General features: G+C 29.9%; 20 protein-coding genes. 4 read left to right on the forward strand and 16 right to left on the reverse strand.

Annotated elements, in window-relative coordinates; genetic code table 11:
- Positions 1-36: 36 nt before the first annotated feature.
- Entirely contained in the window at positions 37-2,583 is a 2,547-nt protein-coding gene (locus ELQ07_RS02815) for a bifunctional aconitate hydratase 2/2-methylisocitrate dehydratase (protein WP_052785901.1), read from the reverse strand.
- 54 nt (positions 2,584-2,637) lie between these two features.
- Between ELQ07_RS02815 and ELQ07_RS02820 the strand changes: the two genes are divergently transcribed.
- On the forward strand, positions 2,638-3,090 hold the full coding sequence (locus tag ELQ07_RS02820) for a methylated-DNA--[protein]-cysteine S-methyltransferase (RefSeq protein ID WP_088303877.1): 453 nt from the start codon (positions 2,638-2,640) through the stop codon (positions 3,088-3,090).
- On the opposite strand, the gene ELQ07_RS02825 is transcribed toward ELQ07_RS02820, so the two are convergent.
- The 5 genes from ELQ07_RS02825 to mobB are packed head-to-tail and all read right to left on the reverse strand — an operon-like array spanning position 3,082 to position 7,448.
- Positions 3,082-4,023, reverse strand: a complete 942-nt coding sequence (locus ELQ07_RS02825) for a hypothetical protein (protein ID WP_134224694.1) — start codon at positions 4,021-4,023, stop codon at positions 3,082-3,084. The genes ELQ07_RS02820 and ELQ07_RS02825 overlap by 9 nt on opposite strands.
- Positions 4,024-4,026: 3 nt before the next feature.
- Positions 4,027-5,913, reverse strand: coding sequence for a methionine--tRNA ligase (metG, locus tag ELQ07_RS02830; protein WP_134224695.1), 1,887 nt, complete (start codon positions 5,911-5,913; stop codon positions 4,027-4,029).
- Positions 5,914-5,922: 9 nt separating this feature from the next.
- The gene (locus ELQ07_RS02835) at positions 5,923-6,120 is read right to left on the reverse strand and encodes a hypothetical protein (RefSeq protein WP_002892523.1); all 198 of its coding nucleotides are present in this window, start codon (positions 6,118-6,120) and stop codon (positions 5,923-5,925) included.
- On the reverse strand, positions 6,113-6,955 hold the full coding sequence (locus ELQ07_RS02840; protein ID WP_134224696.1) for a class 1 fructose-bisphosphatase: 843 nt from the start codon (positions 6,953-6,955) through the stop codon (positions 6,113-6,115). The genes ELQ07_RS02835 and ELQ07_RS02840 overlap by 8 nt, the downstream gene beginning before the upstream one ends.
- A gap of 1 nt (position 6,956) precedes the next feature.
- Entirely contained in the window at positions 6,957-7,448 is a 492-nt protein-coding gene (gene mobB / locus ELQ07_RS02845) for a molybdopterin-guanine dinucleotide biosynthesis protein B (RefSeq protein WP_053872921.1), read from the reverse strand.
- A 96-nt stretch (positions 7,449-7,544) separates the two neighbouring features.
- Here mobB and ELQ07_RS02850 point away from each other — a divergent pair, with 96 nt between their 5' ends.
- The gene (locus tag ELQ07_RS02850; protein ID WP_070317200.1) at positions 7,545-8,030 is read left to right on the forward strand and encodes a hypothetical protein; all 486 of its coding nucleotides are present in this window, start codon (positions 7,545-7,547) and stop codon (positions 8,028-8,030) included.
- Here the strand turns inward: ELQ07_RS02850 and ELQ07_RS02855 are convergent.
- Genes ELQ07_RS02855 through gltX form a run of 3 tightly spaced genes read right to left on the reverse strand, consistent with a single transcriptional unit; the run spans position 7,927 to position 11,128 of the window.
- The gene (locus ELQ07_RS02855) at positions 7,927-9,552 is read right to left on the reverse strand and encodes a lytic transglycosylase domain-containing protein (RefSeq protein WP_134224697.1); all 1,626 of its coding nucleotides are present in this window, start codon (positions 9,550-9,552) and stop codon (positions 7,927-7,929) included. The two genes, ELQ07_RS02850 and ELQ07_RS02855, sit on opposite strands and share 104 nt — an antisense overlap.
- Complete coding sequence (locus tag ELQ07_RS02860; protein WP_002852501.1) at positions 9,549-9,830, reverse strand: YggT family protein; 282 nt, start codon at positions 9,828-9,830, stop codon at positions 9,549-9,551. Before ELQ07_RS02860 ends, ELQ07_RS02855 begins: the two co-directional genes overlap by 4 nt.
- A 2-nt stretch (positions 9,831-9,832) precedes the next feature.
- A complete protein-coding gene (gene gltX / locus ELQ07_RS02865; protein ID WP_134224698.1) occupies positions 9,833-11,128 on the reverse strand; it encodes a glutamate--tRNA ligase in 1,296 nt (431 codons plus the stop codon).
- Between the two features lie 85 nt (positions 11,129-11,213).
- On the opposite strand from gltX, the gene ELQ07_RS02870 reads away from it, so the two are divergent.
- Positions 11,214-12,338 (forward strand): metallophosphoesterase, encoded by a 1,125-nt coding sequence (locus tag ELQ07_RS02870; protein WP_032583708.1) that lies wholly within the window; start codon positions 11,214-11,216, stop codon positions 12,336-12,338.
- Positions 12,335-13,135, forward strand: coding sequence for a phosphatidylserine decarboxylase (locus ELQ07_RS02875; RefSeq protein WP_088303874.1), 801 nt, complete (start codon positions 12,335-12,337; stop codon positions 13,133-13,135). Before ELQ07_RS02870 ends, ELQ07_RS02875 begins: the two co-directional genes overlap by 4 nt.
- Here ELQ07_RS02875 and ELQ07_RS02880 read toward each other — a convergent pair.
- From ELQ07_RS02880 to ELQ07_RS02910, 7 genes are read right to left on the reverse strand one after another with little or no spacing between them, the layout of a single operon-like run.
- Positions 13,132-13,413 (reverse strand): FlhB-like flagellar biosynthesis protein, encoded by a 282-nt coding sequence (locus ELQ07_RS02880; RefSeq protein WP_002852641.1) that lies wholly within the window; start codon positions 13,411-13,413, stop codon positions 13,132-13,134. The genes ELQ07_RS02875 and ELQ07_RS02880 overlap by 4 nt on opposite strands.
- A complete protein-coding gene (locus ELQ07_RS02885) occupies positions 13,410-15,659 on the reverse strand; it encodes a flagellar hook-length control protein FliK (RefSeq protein ID WP_134224699.1) in 2,250 nt (749 codons plus the stop codon). Before ELQ07_RS02885 ends, ELQ07_RS02880 begins: the two co-directional genes overlap by 4 nt.
- A complete protein-coding gene (locus tag ELQ07_RS02890) occupies positions 15,652-16,839 on the reverse strand; it encodes an MFS transporter (protein WP_134224700.1) in 1,188 nt (395 codons plus the stop codon). Before ELQ07_RS02890 ends, ELQ07_RS02885 begins: the two co-directional genes overlap by 8 nt.
- Positions 16,817-17,320 (reverse strand): membrane protein, encoded by a 504-nt coding sequence (locus ELQ07_RS02895; RefSeq protein WP_002860510.1) that lies wholly within the window; start codon positions 17,318-17,320, stop codon positions 16,817-16,819. The genes ELQ07_RS02890 and ELQ07_RS02895 overlap by 23 nt, the downstream gene beginning before the upstream one ends.
- The gene (locus ELQ07_RS02900) at positions 17,320-17,649 is read right to left on the reverse strand and encodes an AtpZ/AtpI family protein (RefSeq protein WP_002916135.1); all 330 of its coding nucleotides are present in this window, start codon (positions 17,647-17,649) and stop codon (positions 17,320-17,322) included. Before ELQ07_RS02900 ends, ELQ07_RS02895 begins: the two co-directional genes overlap by 1 nt.
- Positions 17,646-18,920 (reverse strand): glutamate-1-semialdehyde 2,1-aminomutase, encoded by a 1,275-nt coding sequence (gene hemL, locus ELQ07_RS02905; protein WP_134224701.1) that lies wholly within the window; start codon positions 18,918-18,920, stop codon positions 17,646-17,648. The genes ELQ07_RS02900 and hemL overlap by 4 nt, the downstream gene beginning before the upstream one ends.
- Entirely contained in the window at positions 18,917-19,264 is a 348-nt protein-coding gene (locus ELQ07_RS02910) for a c-type cytochrome (protein WP_002916139.1), read from the reverse strand. The genes hemL and ELQ07_RS02910 overlap by 4 nt, the downstream gene beginning before the upstream one ends.
- Positions 19,265-19,295: the final 31 nt, after the last annotated feature.

Raw genomic sequence — 19,295 nt, forward strand, 5'->3', positions numbered from 1 at the left:
TTTTGTTATTTAATCCAAATAAGTATTAAATTTGAATTAATTTTCAAGTTTGAAATTTTCAATCTCATTGAAATTTAAATATCTATAGATATTTGCCTTATGCTCATCACTTAGCTTTTCGCTGACAATTTGTAAATATTCTTCCTTGCTTGGAATTTTACCCAAAATCGCACAAACTGCTGCAAGTTCTGCACTGCCTAAATATACTTTAGCGCCCATTCCCATACGGTTGTCAAAATTTCTTGTAGAAGTTGAGAAAACTACAGCTCCATCATTTACTCTAGCTTGATTACCCATACATAAAGAACAACCAGGAACTTCTATTCTAGCACCTGCTGCGCCAAAGATGCTGTAATAACCTTCATTAGTAAGTTGCGCTTTATCCATTTTTGTTGGAGGTACTACCCAAAGTCTGGTTTTAAGTATGCCTTTATCTTTTAAAATTTCTCCCAAAGCTCTATAATGTCCTATATTTGTCATACAAGAGCCTACAAAAACTTCATCTATATTTTTTGGACGCTTATCATCGGCTAAAATTTCACTCAAAGTCGCCACATCATCAGGGTCATTTGGACAAGCTAGGATTGGCTCTTTAATGTCGTTAAGATTAATATCTATAATATAAGCGTATTTTGCATCTTTATCTGCTCTTAAAAGAGTAGGGTTTTTAAGCCATTCTCTCATTTTTTCAGCCCTTCTGGCAAGGGTAGCTTTATTTTCGTATCCTGCTTCTATCATAGCTTCAATTAAAGAGATATTGGATTTGATATATTCGCTTACACTTTCTATGCTTAAATCCACACTGCAAGCAGCTGCAGATCTTTCAGCACTTGCATCACTAAGTTCAAAAGCTTGTTCGACTTTTAAGTTTGGCAAGCCTTCTATTTCTAAAATTTTTCCTGCAAAAATATTTTTCTTATTTTTCTTTTCAACGGTAAGTTGTCCTTGTTTGATTGCATAATAAGGTATAGCATTAACCAAATCTCTTAAGGTAACTCCAGCTTGTAATTCCCCACTAAAACGCACTAAAACACTTTCAGGTACATTTAAAGGCATAGAACCAGTAACCGCGGCAAAAGCCACAAGTCCACTTCCTGCAGGGAAAGAAATTCCTATAGGAAAACGCGTGTGAGAATCCCCACCCGTTCCTACGGTATCTGGCAATACAAAACGATTAAGCCAAGAGTGGATAACCCCATCACCTGGTTTTAAACTCACCCCACCACGACTTGTCATGAAATTGGGCAAGGTTTTATGTAAATTTGAATCGCTTACTTTTGGATAAGCAGCTGTATGGCAAAAGCTTTGCATTACAAAGTCTGCATTAAAACCTAGGCTTGCAAGTTCTTTAATTTCATCTCTAGTCATAGGACCTGTGGTATCTTGAGAGCCTACAGTTAAAGTCATAGGTTCTATATACATACCTGGACGCACACCTTCAACTCCACAGGCACGACCTAGCATTTTTTGAGCTAAGGTATAACCACCGCTTGAAGATTTAGGTTGTTCAGGTTTGGTAAAGATATTTTCACTTTCCATTCCTAAAAATTCTCTAGCCTTAGCACAAAGCCCACGACCTATGATAAGTGGGATTCTTCCTCCTGCTCTAACTTCATCTAAGAGAGTGTTTGGACTGAGTGTAAATTCTGCAATTGTAGAGCCATTTTTTATGATTTTTCCCTCATAAGGATGAATTTCAAACTCATCGCCCATTTCTAAGTTTGTTACATCACAGATGATAGGTAAAGCCCCACTATCTTGAGCAGTGTTAAAGAAAATCGGTGCTATGGTTGAACCCATTACTATACCACCGCTGTGCTTGTTTGGTACCCCTTCTATTTCTTTTCCTAAGTGCCATTGTATAGAATTTATTGCTGATTTTCTACTCGAACCTGTTCCTACAACATCACCTACATAAACCACTTCGCGACCGCTTTTTTTAAGCTCTTTGATTTTTTCTAAGGATCCTGCTTGTCTTACCTTTAGCATGGCATTTGCATGCAAAGGAATATCGCTTCTTGTAAAAGCATCTCCTGCAGGGCTTAGATCATCGGTATTTGTTTCCCCTGCTACTTTAAAAACTATACATTTAATCACTTGAGGTAATTTTTCTTTTTTGTTAAACCAGTCCGCATTTGCCCAGCTTTGTAAAACTTCTTTAGCGTGTGGATTGTTTTTGCTAAGTTCAGCTATGGTATGAAAATTATCATGAACAAAAATAATATTTTTCAACACTTCTGCAGAATCTTTGGCTATGTTTTCATCTTTTAAGGCATCGATTAAAACTTTAACATTATATCCGCCTAGCATAGTTCCAAGCATTCTTAAGGCTCTTTTTTTGTCTATATTTGGAGCACTGATTTTGCCTTTAAGTATAGAATCTAAAAATTCACATTTTACTAAAGCTGCATCATCAACACCAGGATTTACTCTATTTTCTAAAAGATTTGCAAGCTCTTCATTATTTTCATTTTCAAGTAATTTACAAAGTTCTCTAGTTTGATTTGCATTTAAAGGAAGGGGTGGTATACCCAAAGCGGCTCTTTCTTCAACAAGTTTATTGTATTCTTGCATAAAAGACATTTTCTACTCCTTAAATATTTTTTATTATAATTGTAGCTCTTTGAAGGATAAAAAATGTTTAAAGTTTATTATAAAATGCCTTTATGTTACCTATCTTTACATAGTGATGGAAAATTTTTAACTAGAGTCGATTTTTGTGATAATAAAAAATCAGAAAAAAATTGTAGTTTGCTTGACTTAGCAAAATATGAACTTGATTTATATTTTACTCATAAGCTTAGAAAATTTAGCATTCCTGTTTTGATACAAGGTACAGATTTTGAATCAAAGGTTTATAAGGCTTTAATGAAAATTCCTTATGGCAAAATAGCTACTTATAAAGATATAGCAGAAAAAATTAATCATCCCAAAGCTTTTAGATCTGTCGGAAATGCAAATTCTAAAAATCAAATTCCTATTTTTATACCTTGTCATAGAGTTATTGCAAGCAATGGCATAGGAGGATATAATGGAGGGCTTGAAATAAAAAGATTTTTGCTTGAAAATGAAGGAGTGAATTTAAAATAAGCTTGGGGTTTGATTTTCTTTGTTTTCAAATTCTTGTTCAAAAATATCATAATTTTCAAGAATTAAACAATATTTAAAATTTTTTAATTTTCTTAAATCTGAAAGCTGATTATAGGAAAAATCACAAAATAAAGAATTTTTAGAAGCAATTTTAAAGTCTTTTATGTTTTTAAATTTTTCTTTCCAGAATTCAAAGGTATTTTGGTTGTTGCTTACAATAAACGCTTGAGAGCTTGAACCAAAAGGAGTGATTTCAAATTTATCATCAATAAAATAAATTTTAAAATCATCAATCTTATTAAAGTCAAATATTATTTTTTGACTTTTTTCTTTTAAAAAAGAAATAATTTTTGCAAAACTATTTGCGTAAAAAAAAGGCAAATTAAGATTTTTAAAATATAAATTTTCACAAATCAAAGTTGTAAAAAAGAAGCTAGATCGCGATAATAAGGTAAAATTAGCATCTTTTAGACTATGAGAATAGGCACAAAGTTTATTTAAGTAATTTTCTTCACAGTAGCAAAAAATTTCACCCTTTTTTGCTTTGATTAGTTTTTCAAAATCAGCAAAAATATTTCCTTTTAAAATGTTAAAATAAAAAGCCTTGCAAAGACTTAGTTCGTAAGATTTAAAAAGTAAAAATTCATATTCTTTATCTTCACAAAAAAAGCGTAAAAATCTTACAAGAGCTTGTTCTAGATTTTCTACTCTAAAGTAAAAAATTTCTTTATCTTCAATAGTAATGTCATTTTCTGTAATTATGGCATAAGTGCCTTTTTTTATAGCTTGGGCAATTTCTTTTTTATCGTTATTAAAGAAGGCAAAGCCTGCTTTAAGTTCGTTTAAATTTATGGCAAAACCTTCCACGCTTAAAACGCTACCTTCATGAATGAGTGTCGCGTTTAAAAGTTCACCTAAATTGCTAATTTGCATATTTTAGCCTACTAAAGAACCGTTTTGCACAAGTTGTTCAGGGGTGATTAAAACAAGTTTATCTCCGCTTTTTGCAGAAAGTATCATACCATCGCTTTCATGTCCAAAAATTTTAGCTTTTTTGAGATTGCTTATAATGCAAACTTGTTTACCGATTAAATCACTGGCTTTATAGTGTTTTGCTATGCCTGAGAGTACTTGACGGATTTCTTTATCGTCAAGTTCGAGTTGGAATTTCAAAAGTTTTTCACTCCCTTCTATATTTTGACAATCAAGCACCTTAGCGACTTTGATTTCAATTTTTGCAAAATCATCGATTTTTATTTTAGGACTTTCTTCTTTTTTAGGTTCTTCTTTAATTTCTTGTTTTAAAAGAGCTTTTTCTACTTTTGGAAATAAAGCTTCGCAAGGATTTGCTTTAAAATCTAAAAGTTCATTATCAAGTATCATTTTTGCGTAATTTGTAGATGAAATTTCAAAATTTAAAGCTAAGGCCACCTTTTGACAAGACTTTGGTAGAGTAGGGCTTAATAAAAGGCTTGTTTTGGCTAAAATATTTGTACAAAGTGCAACTAAAGCGTTAGCTTGTTCGTGTTTGTTTTCTTTGATTAAATTCCAAGGTTCGTATTTGCTAATGGCTAAATTTGCTACGCTTAAGGCTTTAAAAAGTTCTTCTAAATAACGATTACACTGTAAGTTTTCTAAAAATTCTACCGCTAAATTTAAGTGTTCTTTTGCTTGATTTAATTCAGCATTGTAAAATTTTAAAACACCTTCTTTTGAAATATTTCCTTGAGAATATTTTGTACTCATACCTATAATGCGATTAAGTAAATTCCCAAATTCATTGCTTAGTTCAGCATTGATACGATTTATCAGCATATTTTCGCTAAAATCCCCATCATTACCAAAAGGTACTTCTCTAAGCAAGAAATATCTAAAAGCTTCGCTTCCATAGGCATCAACCACTTCTTTAGGTTTTACAACATTGCCTTTAGATTTGCTCATTTTTTCGCCTTCTTTAGTCCACCAGCCATGTGCACCTATAAATTTTGGCAAAGGTAAATCTACGCTCATTAAAAAAGCTGGCCAATAAATGGCATGAAAACGCAAAATATCTTTTCCTACTAAATGCACATGCGCAGGCCAAAATTTAGCATTTTCTCCCTTGCTTTGAAAATCAAGAGAGCTTATATAGATAAAAAGTGCGTCAAGCCATACATAAATAATATGTTTATCATCATTAATTTCTTGAGGCAGTTTAATCCCCCAATCAAAACTTGTTCTTGTAATGGAAAGATCTTTAAGGCCGCTTTGGACAAAATTTATAAGTTCGTTTTTTTTGTTTTTTGGTAGGATGGGATCTTTTTCTTCATACCATTGTAAAATTTTATCTTGGTATTTTGAAAGTTTAAAAAAATAACTCTCTTCTTTTAAAATCGTAGTGTTTTTGCCACAATCTGGACAAGAACAATCATTGATAAGCTGACTTTGAGTAAAAAAGCTTTCGCAAGAAATACAATAGTGTCCTTCGTATTCATCTTTATAAATATCGCCTTTTTGCCACATTTTTAAAAACATAGCTTTAACAAATTCAATATGCCTTGTATCAGTTGTTCTTGCGTAAATATCATAGGTGATTTCAAATTCATCCCATAATTTTTTAAATTCAAAACTGATTTTATCAGCATATTCTTGAGGAGTGGAATTTCTTAGTTTGGCAGCTTCTTCGATTTTTTGTCCATGCTCATCTGTTCCTGTTAGAAATCTTGTTTCATGTCCTTGCAAACGATAAAATCTTGCTAAAGTATCGGCTATGATGGTAGTATAAGCATGACCTAAATGAGGCACATCATTTACATAATAAATTGGTGTTGTAATATAACGCATTTTTTTCCTTTAAAAGTCAAATCCGCCTTCGGTTTTACCCTTAGACATACTGTTATAGACTGCATCAACATAATTTTTTCTAGTTTGGCAGTTAAAAATTTCATCGCAATTATAACAAGAGTTTAGGTTTTTTGAGTTTTGACATGAAAGTAAAATTTCTTTTTTTTTATCCATATCTTGCTCAAATTCATCTCTAGCTTCATTCATTGTAAGCCTTTAAAAGTTTTGAAATTTCATATCCTGAGCCAAAAAAACAAGGAGTTGTCGCATGGATTTTATCAAATTCAAGTTCAAGTAAGGAGTGGTTTTTTCCATTTGTAGTTTTTCCGCCTGCTTTTTCTATGATAAAGGCTAGAGGAAAGACTTCAAAAAAGGCACGAAGTTTGCCATTAGGCGCATCTTGTGTTGCAGGATAGCTAAAAATGCCACCCCCTTTTAATAAAATTTGATTGATATCGCTTACCATGGCTCCAGAATATCTTAAGCGATAGCCTTCATCAAAAAGACTTTTGATAAATTTAGCGTGTTTTTCTTCCCAAAATTTTTGCGTTCCACCTGTAGCATTAATCTTGCCTTTTTCATTCATTTTAAGATCTTTTGTAAAAATAAATTCATTATTTGCATTTAAGCGATAAAGTTTTGGCTGATCTTTGCAAATCACAAGTTCTAAGCGCGCTCCATACATACTATAAAGTGCAGCTCTTAAATTTTTAGCATTTGCTTTTTCTTCATAGATAGCAAAAATAGAACCTATGGCAAAATTAACATCCATTAAGCTAGAACCATCTAAAGGATCATAAGCTACGATAAAATTTGCTTTTTCATTAAGCGTTAAAATTTCGTCTTTTTCTTCACTTATGATGGCTTTAATGCTTGAACATTGACTTAGAGTTTTTGTGATGATTTCATCGCTTAAAACATCAAATTTGAGTTGGGTATCGCCTGTAAAATTTTGATTTTGACTGTAGCTTGTATCGGGAAATTTTAAAGCGTTAGAAATTTCTAAAACCGCTTTTTGTATATAAGAAATCACTTCTTGCATTTTATAATTCTCCTTGTAAATTTTTAGCATTTTTAAGTATATATCGACAAATAGCTTGTATATCGTTTAAATCAAGCCAAGTAAGATAAGGGTGAGAAATTTTTTCATAGCTTGCAATGGCGTTTGAAAAAGTAAAATAACTTTCATCAATTTCTTTACAAAATACGCTAATGCGTGGTAAATCAAGAGTTTTCAATCCTTCAACCAAACAAATGTCAAAATCAGGGCTTAATTTTAAAGCTTTTAAAATATCTCTATTTTCATGAGAGAAAAAAGTTGTTCTTGTAGGGCTTAAAACCATGACTTCAGCTCCACTTTGAAAAAATTTAAAACTATCTTTACCGTTAAAATCAAATTGAGCTTTATCAGCAGGATCATGTTTGATGATTAAAACTTTTAAATTTTGTTGCAAAAAGTTATCAGCTATTTTGGTGATGAGTGTGGTTTTTCCTGAATTTGAAGGCCCGCTAAAAGCTATAATAAGTTGTTTCATAAAATATACTCTTAATTTTTTTGTAAAATTATATCTTTTTAAACCAAAAAATAGGGTTAAAAGGTTACAATAATGCTAAAAAAATATGGAAAAAGAATGAAAATTTATAGTGTAATTTTAGGTGCTTTTTTGCTTGGAGCTTGTTCTTTAAAAGATCAGGCGATTGTGGATACAAATTTAAAATCTCAAACTTTAATGTTTACTCAAAAATATAAAATCACACAAGATAAGATTAATGCCATTATAACCATGTCTTATTTAAACCCAATTCTAGAGAAGACAAGTAAAGATGATATATTAGCTTTATCTTTTACTCCAAATACATTAAAAATTCAAAATTTAGAAGTTTTTATCAATAATAAAAAAGCCAATATTGAAAAACTGGATGATGAGTATTTAAAATATATAATACAAAACAACTATACTGATTATTTTAAAGTATCTCTTCCTAGTGTCAAGGAAGAGACTAGGCTTGTAGCTAAGATTTGTTTAGATCATTTGCCTTGTTTTGAATTAAATTTTCAAAAATATCCGAAATCTTTATACTATCGTTCAGAAGATGTCGATACACAATATAATTAGCTAGAACTTTTTTTCCGTAAATTCGGCTTTCTTGATAAGGAACTAGCTCCATAGACAAGAAAGGTTCAAATTTGCCCGTCTTAAACATATCATTTCTTGCAAGCATACGGTTAGTAAATCCTATACCGCCATTATAAGCATAAGCGACAAAAAGTGGAGATTTTAAACGTGATTCAAGGTAATTTAGATGATAGTTTCCAAAGTAATATGCTATTTCAGGTTTAAACATAAAATCTTGATCGAAATTTGGAATTTTTAATTCTTTTTCCCCTATGTGATTGGCTAAAAATGGCATAAATTGCATCATGCCTAAAGCATAAGAAACTGAAATAGCAGTTGGAATAAAACGACTTTCTTGTCTGGCAATAGCCAAAATTAAAGCTTGTCTTGTTTTGTTATAGTCTTTTATATTGTCATAATAAGGCATTATAAAATAATGTTTTTTAAAATTATTTTTGCGTTCTAATATGTAAGCATAAATAGGCAAGGTTTCTTGTGTGTCAAATTCTTTTGCCAAGACATCTAGTTGACTTGCGTTAGCATCGCGAATTTGTTTGTTTATTTTTTGCCAAGCAAAAGGATCTTGCATGTTAAAATTATTTTTTTTCTTGCTTGGATTAAGGCTTTCTATCTTTGGAAAAGGTGTGTTAGTAAGTTCTTTTGCGTAAAGACTATAAATATTTAAAGAAGAACTTTGTGATAAAGTTTTTAAATCTTCTTCATTGTTTTTAATCAACCACATCCAAAATATAGCATTGTCTTTATTGCTTTGCGATTTAAAACTTTGAGCCGCCTTTTTAAAAAAGTCATAAGCAAGCTCTGTTTTATCATAAGTTAAGGCATTGACTCCTAAATAGAAAACAGAATCTTCACTTACATTTTCAGGATTTATTCCTAACATAGAATGTCTAAATTTTGGATTTTCTTTTTTAATAATAATATTTTGTGCAAAATCTTTAAAACCAATGTGGTTTGGTAGTTTATTGACTAAACTTGTATTTAAATCTAAGTCATATTTTTTAGAATAATTATAAAGTTTAAAAAAACCATTAATATCTTCTTTTTGTACTATATAGCTCATAGGATCAGAAGTATTAAAAGCTAGCAATAAATTTGTCAAATCAGGTCTTTGATTTTTAAAGGTTTGAGCTAAAGTCGTTCGGTCTTTGGAATTTAAACTCGCTATAAAAACTAATGAATTTAAGCGCACACTTTGACAAGTTAAATTTGCATCTAAGATAGTATTTGCTGTATAGGTATAGCATTTAGCATATTTTGGGTTGATATAAGGCTTTAAAGGGATGATTTTTTCAAGTTCGGATTTAATTTTTCCTATATAGCGAAAAATATGAGAATTTAAATCTTGTGCATCTTTTTTACTGATTTTATTTTTTTCTAAAAGTCTATAAATATAATAATCCTTAGCAAGTGAATTTTCTTCCTTTTTGAGTTTTTCTATGCTATATTGTGTAGCATTTAAACTTGAAAAAATAAATAAAAAAACGAGTATTTTTTTTATCACAATATACTCCTTAAGATATTCCCAAGAAAAATGCCAAGAAACTGCAATGCTAAGACTATAATCAAAGGCGCAAGATCAATATTACCAATGCGTGTTGGAATTTTTCTAACTAAGGCGTAAGCAGGATAACTTAATTTATATAAAATTTGCACTATGGGATTATAAGGATCAGGGTTTACCCAGCTTAAAAGTGCTGTGATGATAATAATCCAAGTATAAATGTTAATGACAATTTGTAGTACTTGAAAAATAGAAATAATAAAAGAGTCTATAACCATAATTAAATCCTTGCTAATTCGTGAATAAAATTTTTAATATAAGGATAAAGATCACTAAGCTCAGGTCCGTGGATATTTCCTGTTAAAATTATCCTTAAAGGCATGAAAAATTTTTTACCTTTTAAGTCGCTTTTGCTTAAAAGTTCATTTTTAAAATCTTCATAGTTTTCAAAAAGTTCAATACCTTTTAAGAGTTCTTTTAAAATTTTACATTCTGTTTCAAACTCTCCAAAGTCTTTTGTGCTAAAAATAGCTTGCATTTTTTCTTTAAGTTTTTTTATGGTGCTTGCTTCTTGAGTGTAAAATTTAGCAAGCTGTGCAAGATCTTTGTTTAAATCTAAAATTTTATTAAGCTCATCATCTTTGATCATTTTGATATGTTCACGATTGATTTGTAAGAGTTTTTTAAGATCAAATCTTGCGGGAGCTTTTGAAACTTTAGAAATATCAAACCATTTTATAGCTTCTTCTAAGGTAAAAATTTCACAAGGAGTTTTATTGCCTAGCATGATCAGATAATTTGCGATTGCACTAGGTAAAATTCCACTTTCAAGTAGCCATTTTACAGAAGAATGTGCTTCTCTCTTACTCATTTTAACACCTTCTTCGTTTAAAATGATAGGCAAGTGTGCATAAGTCATAGCTTTATTATAACCTAAGCTTGCGCGGATATGTTCTTGTTTTGGAGTGTTTGAAACATGATCTTCTCCGCGTATAATACAAGTGACATTTTCAAGCATATCATCAACCGCACAAGCAAAATTATAAGTTGGAGTTTTATCTGTTCTCATGATGACAAAAGAGTCTATGTTTTCAGGCTCAAAACTAAGCTCGCCTTTGATAAAATCAGTAAATTTCATAGTATGAGTAGGTTTTTTAAGACGGATAACAAAGGGTTTTTCACATTCTAAAACATCAATATCGGCTAGTTTTTCACAAGTGCCATCGTAGCGATAAGCTTTACCTTGTTTTTTAGCTAACTCTTTTTTTGCTTCAAGTTCTTCTTCAGTACAAAAACAAGCAAAAGCTTTTTTTTCGCTTACAAGTTTTAAAGCCATTTGGCGATGGAATTTTAAATTTTCACTTTGTATATAGTAATGCTGCCATGAAATACCAAAAAGATTTAAAATTTCTTTGATTTCTTCTTCTTTTCCTGCTATATTTCTAGCCTTATCAGTATCTTCAATACGTAAGATAAAATCCATATTTTTTTGTCTTGCACAGATATAATTAAAAATTGCTGCGCGTAAATTTCCTATGTGCATATCACCTGTGGGAGAAGGTGCAAAACGGTACATTTTATAGCCTTTAAAATTATTTAAAAGCTTATTATAACAGAAAAATTTATACGGATATTTAATTTTACTTGGTTATAATACTTTTATGATATTTTTAATTTTTTCTTTCATTGTATTATTGATTTTTGGCTTAGCAAATGTTTATATTTATAAAAGATTAATCAAGAAAATTACTCTTTTTAAGTATTTTTATAAAATTTTTGCCTTTATTTTTATTGTGCTTTTTTTAGCCCAAGCTGTGTTTTTAATATTTCGTAGAGATGAATATTTAAGTGATACTTGGTATGAAATTTTAGCCATGCTTTATGCGCCGACTTATTGTTTGTTTTTTATGACTTTAGCTTGGGATTTTATTAAATTGATTTTAGCTCTTATGGGTAAAAGAGATAAAAAATATAATCTTATTTTGCGTTTGATTTTTGAGCTTTCTCTTATAGTTTTAAGTGTGTTTTTAATTTATATAAGTATAAATAATGCTCTAAAAATACCTGAAGTAAAGAGTGTTGATGTTGAAATACCAAATCTTAAACAAGATCTAAAAATTGCCATGCTTACCGATATACATTTGGGTAAAAATTTGCATGAAAATTTTTTAGATAAGCTCATCACTAAAGTGAATTTGCAAAGTCCTGATATGGTTGTAATAGTAGGAGATCTGATTGATGCTAATCCTAAAGATTTAAAAAATTACATCTCAAAACTTAATGATTTTAACTCCACTTACGGAACTTTTTATGCTTTGGGAAATCATGAGTATTATCATGGTATCAATGAAGTTTTGGATTTACTTAGAAAACATACTAATATGAAAATTTTAGTCAATCAAAATTTAGATTTAGGTTTTATAAATATTGCTGGACTTGGAGATTTAGCCGGACTTGATAAGGGTTTATATGCTCCTGATTTAGCAAGAATAAAAGTGGATTTAAATACAAGTAAAGCTAGTATTTTACTCACACATCAACCTAAAACAGCTTTGCTTTATGATTTAAGTGATTTTGACCTTGTTTTAAGTGGGCATACGCATGGAGGGCAAATTTTTCCTTTTATGTTTTTAGTTAAACTTCAGCAAGGTTTTGTTCATGGGCTTTATAATTTAGGAGAAAAAACTAAGCTTTATGTGAGTAGTGGCGCAGGATTTTGGGGGCCAAGTCTTAGAGTTTTTGCTCCGAGTGAAATAGTGATTTTAAATTTAAAAGGAAAAAAATGAGTTTTTCAAAAGAAAGTTCGAGGCTTTTTGGTTTTGTAGCAGGGATTAAATTTCCTAAAATGATACAAAAAGTTATTAATGAAAATTATGTTAAGTATTTTAATATCGATATGAGTGAATTTAAATCTCCTTGTGAATACGAGAGTTTAAATGCTCTTTTTACAAGAACTTTGCACATTCCAAGAAAACTTGAAGAAGGTTTTATCAGTCCAAGTGATGGTAAAATTTTAGAGTGTGGAAGTACTTTTTTGGCAAATGAAGAACATTTTGCTTTTTCTATAAAAGGGCATACTTATAGCGTTGAGGAGCTTTTAAAAGATAGCTTTGAAAAAGATGAGCTTAAAAATGGGCTTGATTATGTCAATATCTATCTTTCTCCAAAAGATTATCATCGTTATCACAGCCCTTGTGATATGCAAATTTTAAGTGCAACTTACACAAGCGGCGCCCTTTATAGTGTAAATGAAAAGTATTTAGAACGCATTAGTAATTTGTATGTAAAAAATGAAAGAGTGAGTTTAAAATGTCAAAATGAAAAAGGTATTTTTTGGCTTGTTTTTGTAGGAGCGCAAAATGTAGGAAAAATGCGTTTTAATTTTGATACAAGCATACAAACCAATGCTAAAATTTCTCATAATTTTACTAGAAAATATGAAAATTTAAATTTCAAAAAAGGCGAAGAACTAGGAAATTTTGAACTGGGTTCTACTATAGTTTTAATCTCTCAAAAAGGGATTTTAAATTTTAATTTAAAAGCAGGGCAGGGCATTAAATTTGGAGAAAAAATAGCGGATTAGTTTTTAGGAGTTTTATTTGCCATTTGATAGATAAAGGCAAAAACTTCAGCTACAGCTTTGTACATATTAGGTGGAATTTCATCGCCTAAGTCAAGTTTGCTTAAAATTTCTATTAAATCTTCATCTTCTTTAATGGGAACTCCGTGTTCCTTGGCTAAAGAAATAATTTTAGCAGCGCTTTCACCTTTGCCACTTGCAAGCACTTTTGGGGCAGAGTTTTTTTCTTTTTGATAGCCTAGAGCTACAGCTTTTTTAATCGATCTTTTGATTTTGCTCATACTTTTTTATCCATACCCATTTCAAGATCTAAATTTTTCATATTTCTAGTATCAAATTTACTTCTTATGATATCACCTACAAAGAAATTTGCACTTAAAAGTCCTGCTTTATTGATATTTCTTTTAAGCTCATGGGCATTTTCATAGATGGTTTTTCTAAATTCAATATTTTCTGCCATAATATTAATATCTATATATTTTTCATTATTTAAAGAAATAAGAATTTCCAAATCCCCAAGTTTTGCAAATTCGAGTTTAATCTGAGCAAAAAATTTATCCTTTTTTCCGCGTCTAAACATAATTTTAGAATCATTTAAATCATCCCAAGAAAAAGGCAGATAAGTATTGATAGAATCATTAGCTAAAGACATAAGCTGATTGATTTCAATTTGTGCTAAAAGACGATTAGCTTGATTATATACAGCTTCATTGCCTTCATTTTTAGCCAAATTTGAAATTTGCAAAAGTGTTGATTTTACATCATGATGTAAAGATTCAGCTATATCTTGTTCTGTTTTTGGTTTAATTTGCGCTAGATCTTTGGTAGAAAGATTGAGTTTGTGTTCGAGATTTTTAAGTTCTGCTTGATTAAGCTTGGCATTTTGAGTATAGGGTTCAAGTTCTTTCAAGCTTTCATTAAGTCTACGAGAAAGATTGTTTAAATTTTTACTTAAATCTTGCACTTGTTCTAGATCTAAATTCTCTACATTAAATGCTAAATTTTTTACAATATTTTGTTTTATAAATTCCTGATTTTTAAAAATATTTTGCATGGTTTGGTTATTGTTAGATTGAATATTTTGAGAATTATTTAAATTTTGCGTATTGTTTGTGTTAGGATTTGAAGTGTTGGTATTTGTATTGATTGAAGTTTTGTTTTCTGTTTTTGTTTCATAAAATTTTGGATTTTCTTTGATATTTTCTTTTGATTTTTCTTGTTTTCCATCTTTAATTTTTTCTTGGTTTGGAGTAGAGTTTTTTATATCATTGTCTGGCTTATTTTCTGTTTCATTGTTTTGAATATCATTTTTTGTATCTTGAGTATCTTCTTCGTGAGTTTTTATATCAGAATCTAAATTTTCATCTTCTTTTATATCAGTTTCTTTTGCATGCGAATTTTCTTCGTTTTTTGAATCTTGCTTAATATCGGTTTTAGTATCATCTGTGAGAGTTTCTTCTTTTGATGCTTTTATATGTTTTTCTTCATCTTGGTTTTTTGTGTTATGATTAAGTTTTTCTTCTTTCATATTTTCTTTGTTACTTAAAAGATTTTCTAAAATATTTTCTTTATCTTGTATTTTAGAAGCTTGATTGCCTAGTATATTTTTTAAAGTATGTTCAAGTTTTTCAAAGGCGGTAGCAGTTTGCTTAAGGATGTTTGGATCTTTTATCATTAAATTTTCTGGCTTATTAAGAGCTTTGAAAAAATCATTTTTGATGGATTTTAATTCTTTTAAAATTTTATTAGCTATAGGGGTGATTTTTTCTTGAGCATGACTGGGATTTTTACTTATATAATTTTTAAAATTTTCCAATTTAGAACTTAAATTTAAAAGTGCTTTAAAAGAACTTTGATTTAAAATTTGCTTATTTTCATTTTTGCTAGAATTAATAATATTTTTTAATTCTTTTAAAGTGTCTTTTGGGCTTAAATTTGTATTTGCAAGCTGGGCTATCTGAACGCTTAGTTTTTCGCTACTAAGACCTTTGATTGTACTTAAAAGAGAGTGAAAACTTTTGGGTAGTAATTCTTCGTTTAGGGCATCTTTTAATTTAGCTTCTAAAAATACGCCTGAATTTTTAAACAAAGGAGCTAAGTTATTGTTTTTTATTTCACTGGCAGGTTTTAAAATTTGATTTAATCTATCTAAAACTTGTGTAAAAGTATCGCTTTTTGCAAGTTCTGTACTTAAAGTTTTTAATTCATTGGCAAAATTAGGAGCTAAATTTAAATTTTTTCCTTGTTTAAGTACAGGGGAATCGGGATTTTTTTGAGCATTAATTTGATCTAAAAGTTTATTAACAAGTTCTTTTAATTTGGTACCTGTTTCATTTTGAACAAATTTTGCTAGTATTTCCTCACTACTAGCGTCCTTGCTTAAACCTAAATTTTGCTTTAAAGCTTGTGCAAGTGCTTCTTTTGGATTGTCTTTTAAATTTGTTTTATCTTTTGAAGCAGAGTTATCTACTTTTAAATCATTTTTTTGCGTATTGGCAATTTGACTTGCTAGTTGAGTATTAATCATCAAATATCACCATATTTCCAGGCTTTTTCTTAAATTTTTTATTTAAAATATTTGGTTTATTGATAGCAAAAAGAATTAAAAATGCTAAAGAAATTATATAAAACCATATAAAACCTTTGATTTCAAAATATTGCATTAAAAAACCTAAAATTAAAGGGCCAAACAAAGAGCCCAAAGAATAACAAAAAAGAACCCCACGACCTAACTCTACGCCTTTATTTTTGCTTACTAAAACATCATTTGCTCTAGCAAGTGCTAAAGCATATAAACAAAATATTCCTATACCAAGAGTAATTCCTAAAAAATATTGCATATACAAGTGAAGTTTAAAAAAGATAAATATAAGCATAGTGATAAATCCTATGCTTGCACAAGTGATAATAGCAAATTTGCGACCAAGTTTATCTGAAATAGTTCCTATGATGGTTTGTGCAATAAAACCACCTAAAACCCCACAAAATATAAAATAAGAAACCGCTTTTGTATCAAAACCTTGCAAAAGTATAAATAAAGATGCCATAGAAAAAAAGCCATTTATAAGCATTCCAGCTATAAAGCTTGTGACGATAGCTAAGGGAGCTATATCAAAAATTTTAGGTATAGAAATAGGACTTGATGCGGGCAAAACAGGTTCTTTGATTTTAATTAGATTTAAAGGTAAAGATGAAAGTAAAATTAAAGTTGCACTGAGAATAAATACACTATGTTTGCTCAAATTTAACGCTATGATTAAAACTCCAATACCAAACGCAAGATAAAAAACAATTTCATAAAAACCTAGAATTCTAGATCGAATGGCATTTTTGCTTTTTTCATTAAGCCATGATTCTATGACCATTAAAAGTCCATAGTAGCAAATTCCTATGAAAAATCTTAAAACAGCCCAAAAAATAAGATTTTCGCTTACTGTATGAAGCATAGCTGAAATTCCAAAAATAGCACCAAATAGCCCAAAAGAGCGTATATGACCTATACGAGAAATAATTTTATGAGCACTGATAGTTCCAACAAGAGCGCCTACAAAAAAACAAGAACTTACTACTCCAACAGCTAAAGAACTTTCTCCGTTTTCTTTTAATATAACACCTATAGAGCTTACTATCAAGGCATTACCTGCAAATAAAAATGTCATACCAGCAAAAAGTGCTGTCATTGATTTAATAATTTTTTTTGGACTCATACTTTTTTATATATAAAATAAAAATAAATACACAAACTAGCAAGGATGAAATTCCACAAATATAAGCAAAGATATCTAATTTATCTTGGCGATGTAAAAATAAAAATCCAGCAACCAATATTACATAAGCCATCAATTTAAAGAGAGTAAAAAACATAGCAAAAAAATGGATTTTCTCTTTAACATTTGGCTTTAAATCGTCTTTTAGAACTTTAAAATGAATAATTTTTGATAAATTTTGTTTTTTTTTGATAAAAAGTGACGAAATGAAATTAAAATCTTTTTCATAATTTTTTGATTTTTTTATAATGACTTTTTTATAATTTAAATAAGAAGCAAAAATAATCAATAAAACACTAAAAAAAGCTATTTCATAGCTTAAAAATGTATCTAATTTAAAATGATTTAACGATGAAAATATGATCCAAAAAAATAAATGAATAATGGCAAAAATACAAAATAGAGCTTTTTTATGTTCCATTATTTATTCTTTTCTTTTTGAATTTTTTCTTTGATCAACTCATCTCTTTCTTTAAATTCTTCATAGCTTTTTACTTGAACTTTATAAGCTTTATAAACATTAAGTATAGCGGCACCGATCCCCCAAAAAACTCCAAGCCAAAAAAGCCAAGGATAAGGAGTAAATTTTTTAAGCAAGTATCCTATTCCCACACCTATAAATACAGCAACAACCATAGAGATACCAAGACTTAAACCATCCGCAGCTTCAAGAGTTTTGCGAATGATTTTTTGTCTTTTGCTGTTGGAATTTTCTAAGTGATTTTTTTCTTCTTTTAAAATATTACTCATATTCTTTTAAAGCTTTCCCTAACAGCCTCTAATGTTGTATCTATAATTTTATCATCCATTTTTGAACATATAAAGCCTGTTTCAAATTGAGAAGGTGCTAAATAAATTCCATTTTCAAGCATATTTTTGTGAAATTTTGAAAATAATGCTAGATTAGATTTTAATGCATCTTGGTAGTTTGATACAGGATCTTTGGTGAAAAAGTATCCAAACATAGAACCTACATGACAAGCTTGCAGTGGAAGTCCTTTTTCATCTGCTAATTTTTTCATTCCTTGGGTAAGTTTTTTTGCTAATTTTCCAAGTTTGTCATAAAGCTTGGTTTTCTTTTTGGCTTTTGTAAGACTTGCTATACCTGCAGCCATTGCCAAAGGATTTCCACTTAAAGTTCCTGCTTGATAAACTCCACCCAAAGGACTTAAAATATCCATAATTTCAGCTCTAGAAGCAAATGCTGCTGCAGGTAGACCGCCTCCTATTACCTTACCAAAAGTAATTATATCTGCTTGGATATGATTGATTCCATAGGAACCAAGGTAAGATGCTCTATATCCACTCATTACTTCATCAAAAATCAGCAGAGTTTGATTGTTTTTACAGATCTTAGCAAGTTCTTCTAAAAAATCTTGTTTAGCTGGAACTAACCCCATATTTCCAGCAATAGGCTCAATGATAACACATGCAATATCTTTATTTTTTTCAAAAAGCTCTTTAACGCTATTTATATCATTATATTTTGCTACTAAAGTGTATTTAGCTACATCTTCTAAAACACCTAAAGAACTAGGAGAGTTAAAAGTAGCAGCACCACTTCCTGCACTCACTAATAATGAATCAGAATGCCCGTGATAACATCCTTCAAATTTTAAAATTTTATCTTTTTTAGTAAAGCCACGGGCAAGACGAATAGCACTCATGGTTGCTTCTGTTCCACTGCTTACAAAGCGGATCTTTTCTAAATGAGGAAAATCAGATAAAACAAGCTTGGCAAGTTCAGTTTCTAATAAAGTCGGAGCTCCAAAACTTGAACCTTTATGAAGTGCTTTTTGACAAGCTTTTTGTATATCTTTATCGCAATGTCCAAAAAGTAAAGGCCCCCAGCTTTGAACATAGTCTATATAAGAATTTCCATCTATATCGAAAATATAAGCACCTTTTCCATGAGAAATAAATTTTGGCTCACTTTGAACATTTGCAAAAGCACGAACTGGAGAATTTACACCGCCTGCGATGAATTTACACGCTTCTTTAAAAGCTTTTTTGTTTGTCATTTTTCTTCCTTGCTAAATTGCTTGATGTAATTATATAAAGTTACAATTTCATCATTTGTTAAAGAGTAATTTGGCATGATTGATTTTGCGTCTTTACTCTGATTAAGAGAATTTTTAAAATTCTCAAAACTAAGATTTTGTATACTTGGAACTTTATAAGCTGTTTTAATACCATTTTTCATATAATATCCTAAAATTTGTTCGCTTCCATCTGCTCCATGACATTCTTTACAACTAATGCCCCTTGGATTTTCATAAAGCATTTTAGAGTATTCTTTAAGAGTGATAAAATCAGCACCAAAAAGATTGATACTAAATAAAAAAAACATTAAAACAATTTTCAAAGTTTCACCTTGTTAATGAAGTTTTAATATG

Origin of the sequence: Campylobacter sp. US55 (genome assembly GCF_004378955.1) — a bacterium.
GTDB lineage: Bacteria > Campylobacterota > Campylobacteria > Campylobacterales > Campylobacteraceae > Campylobacter_D > Campylobacter_D jejuni.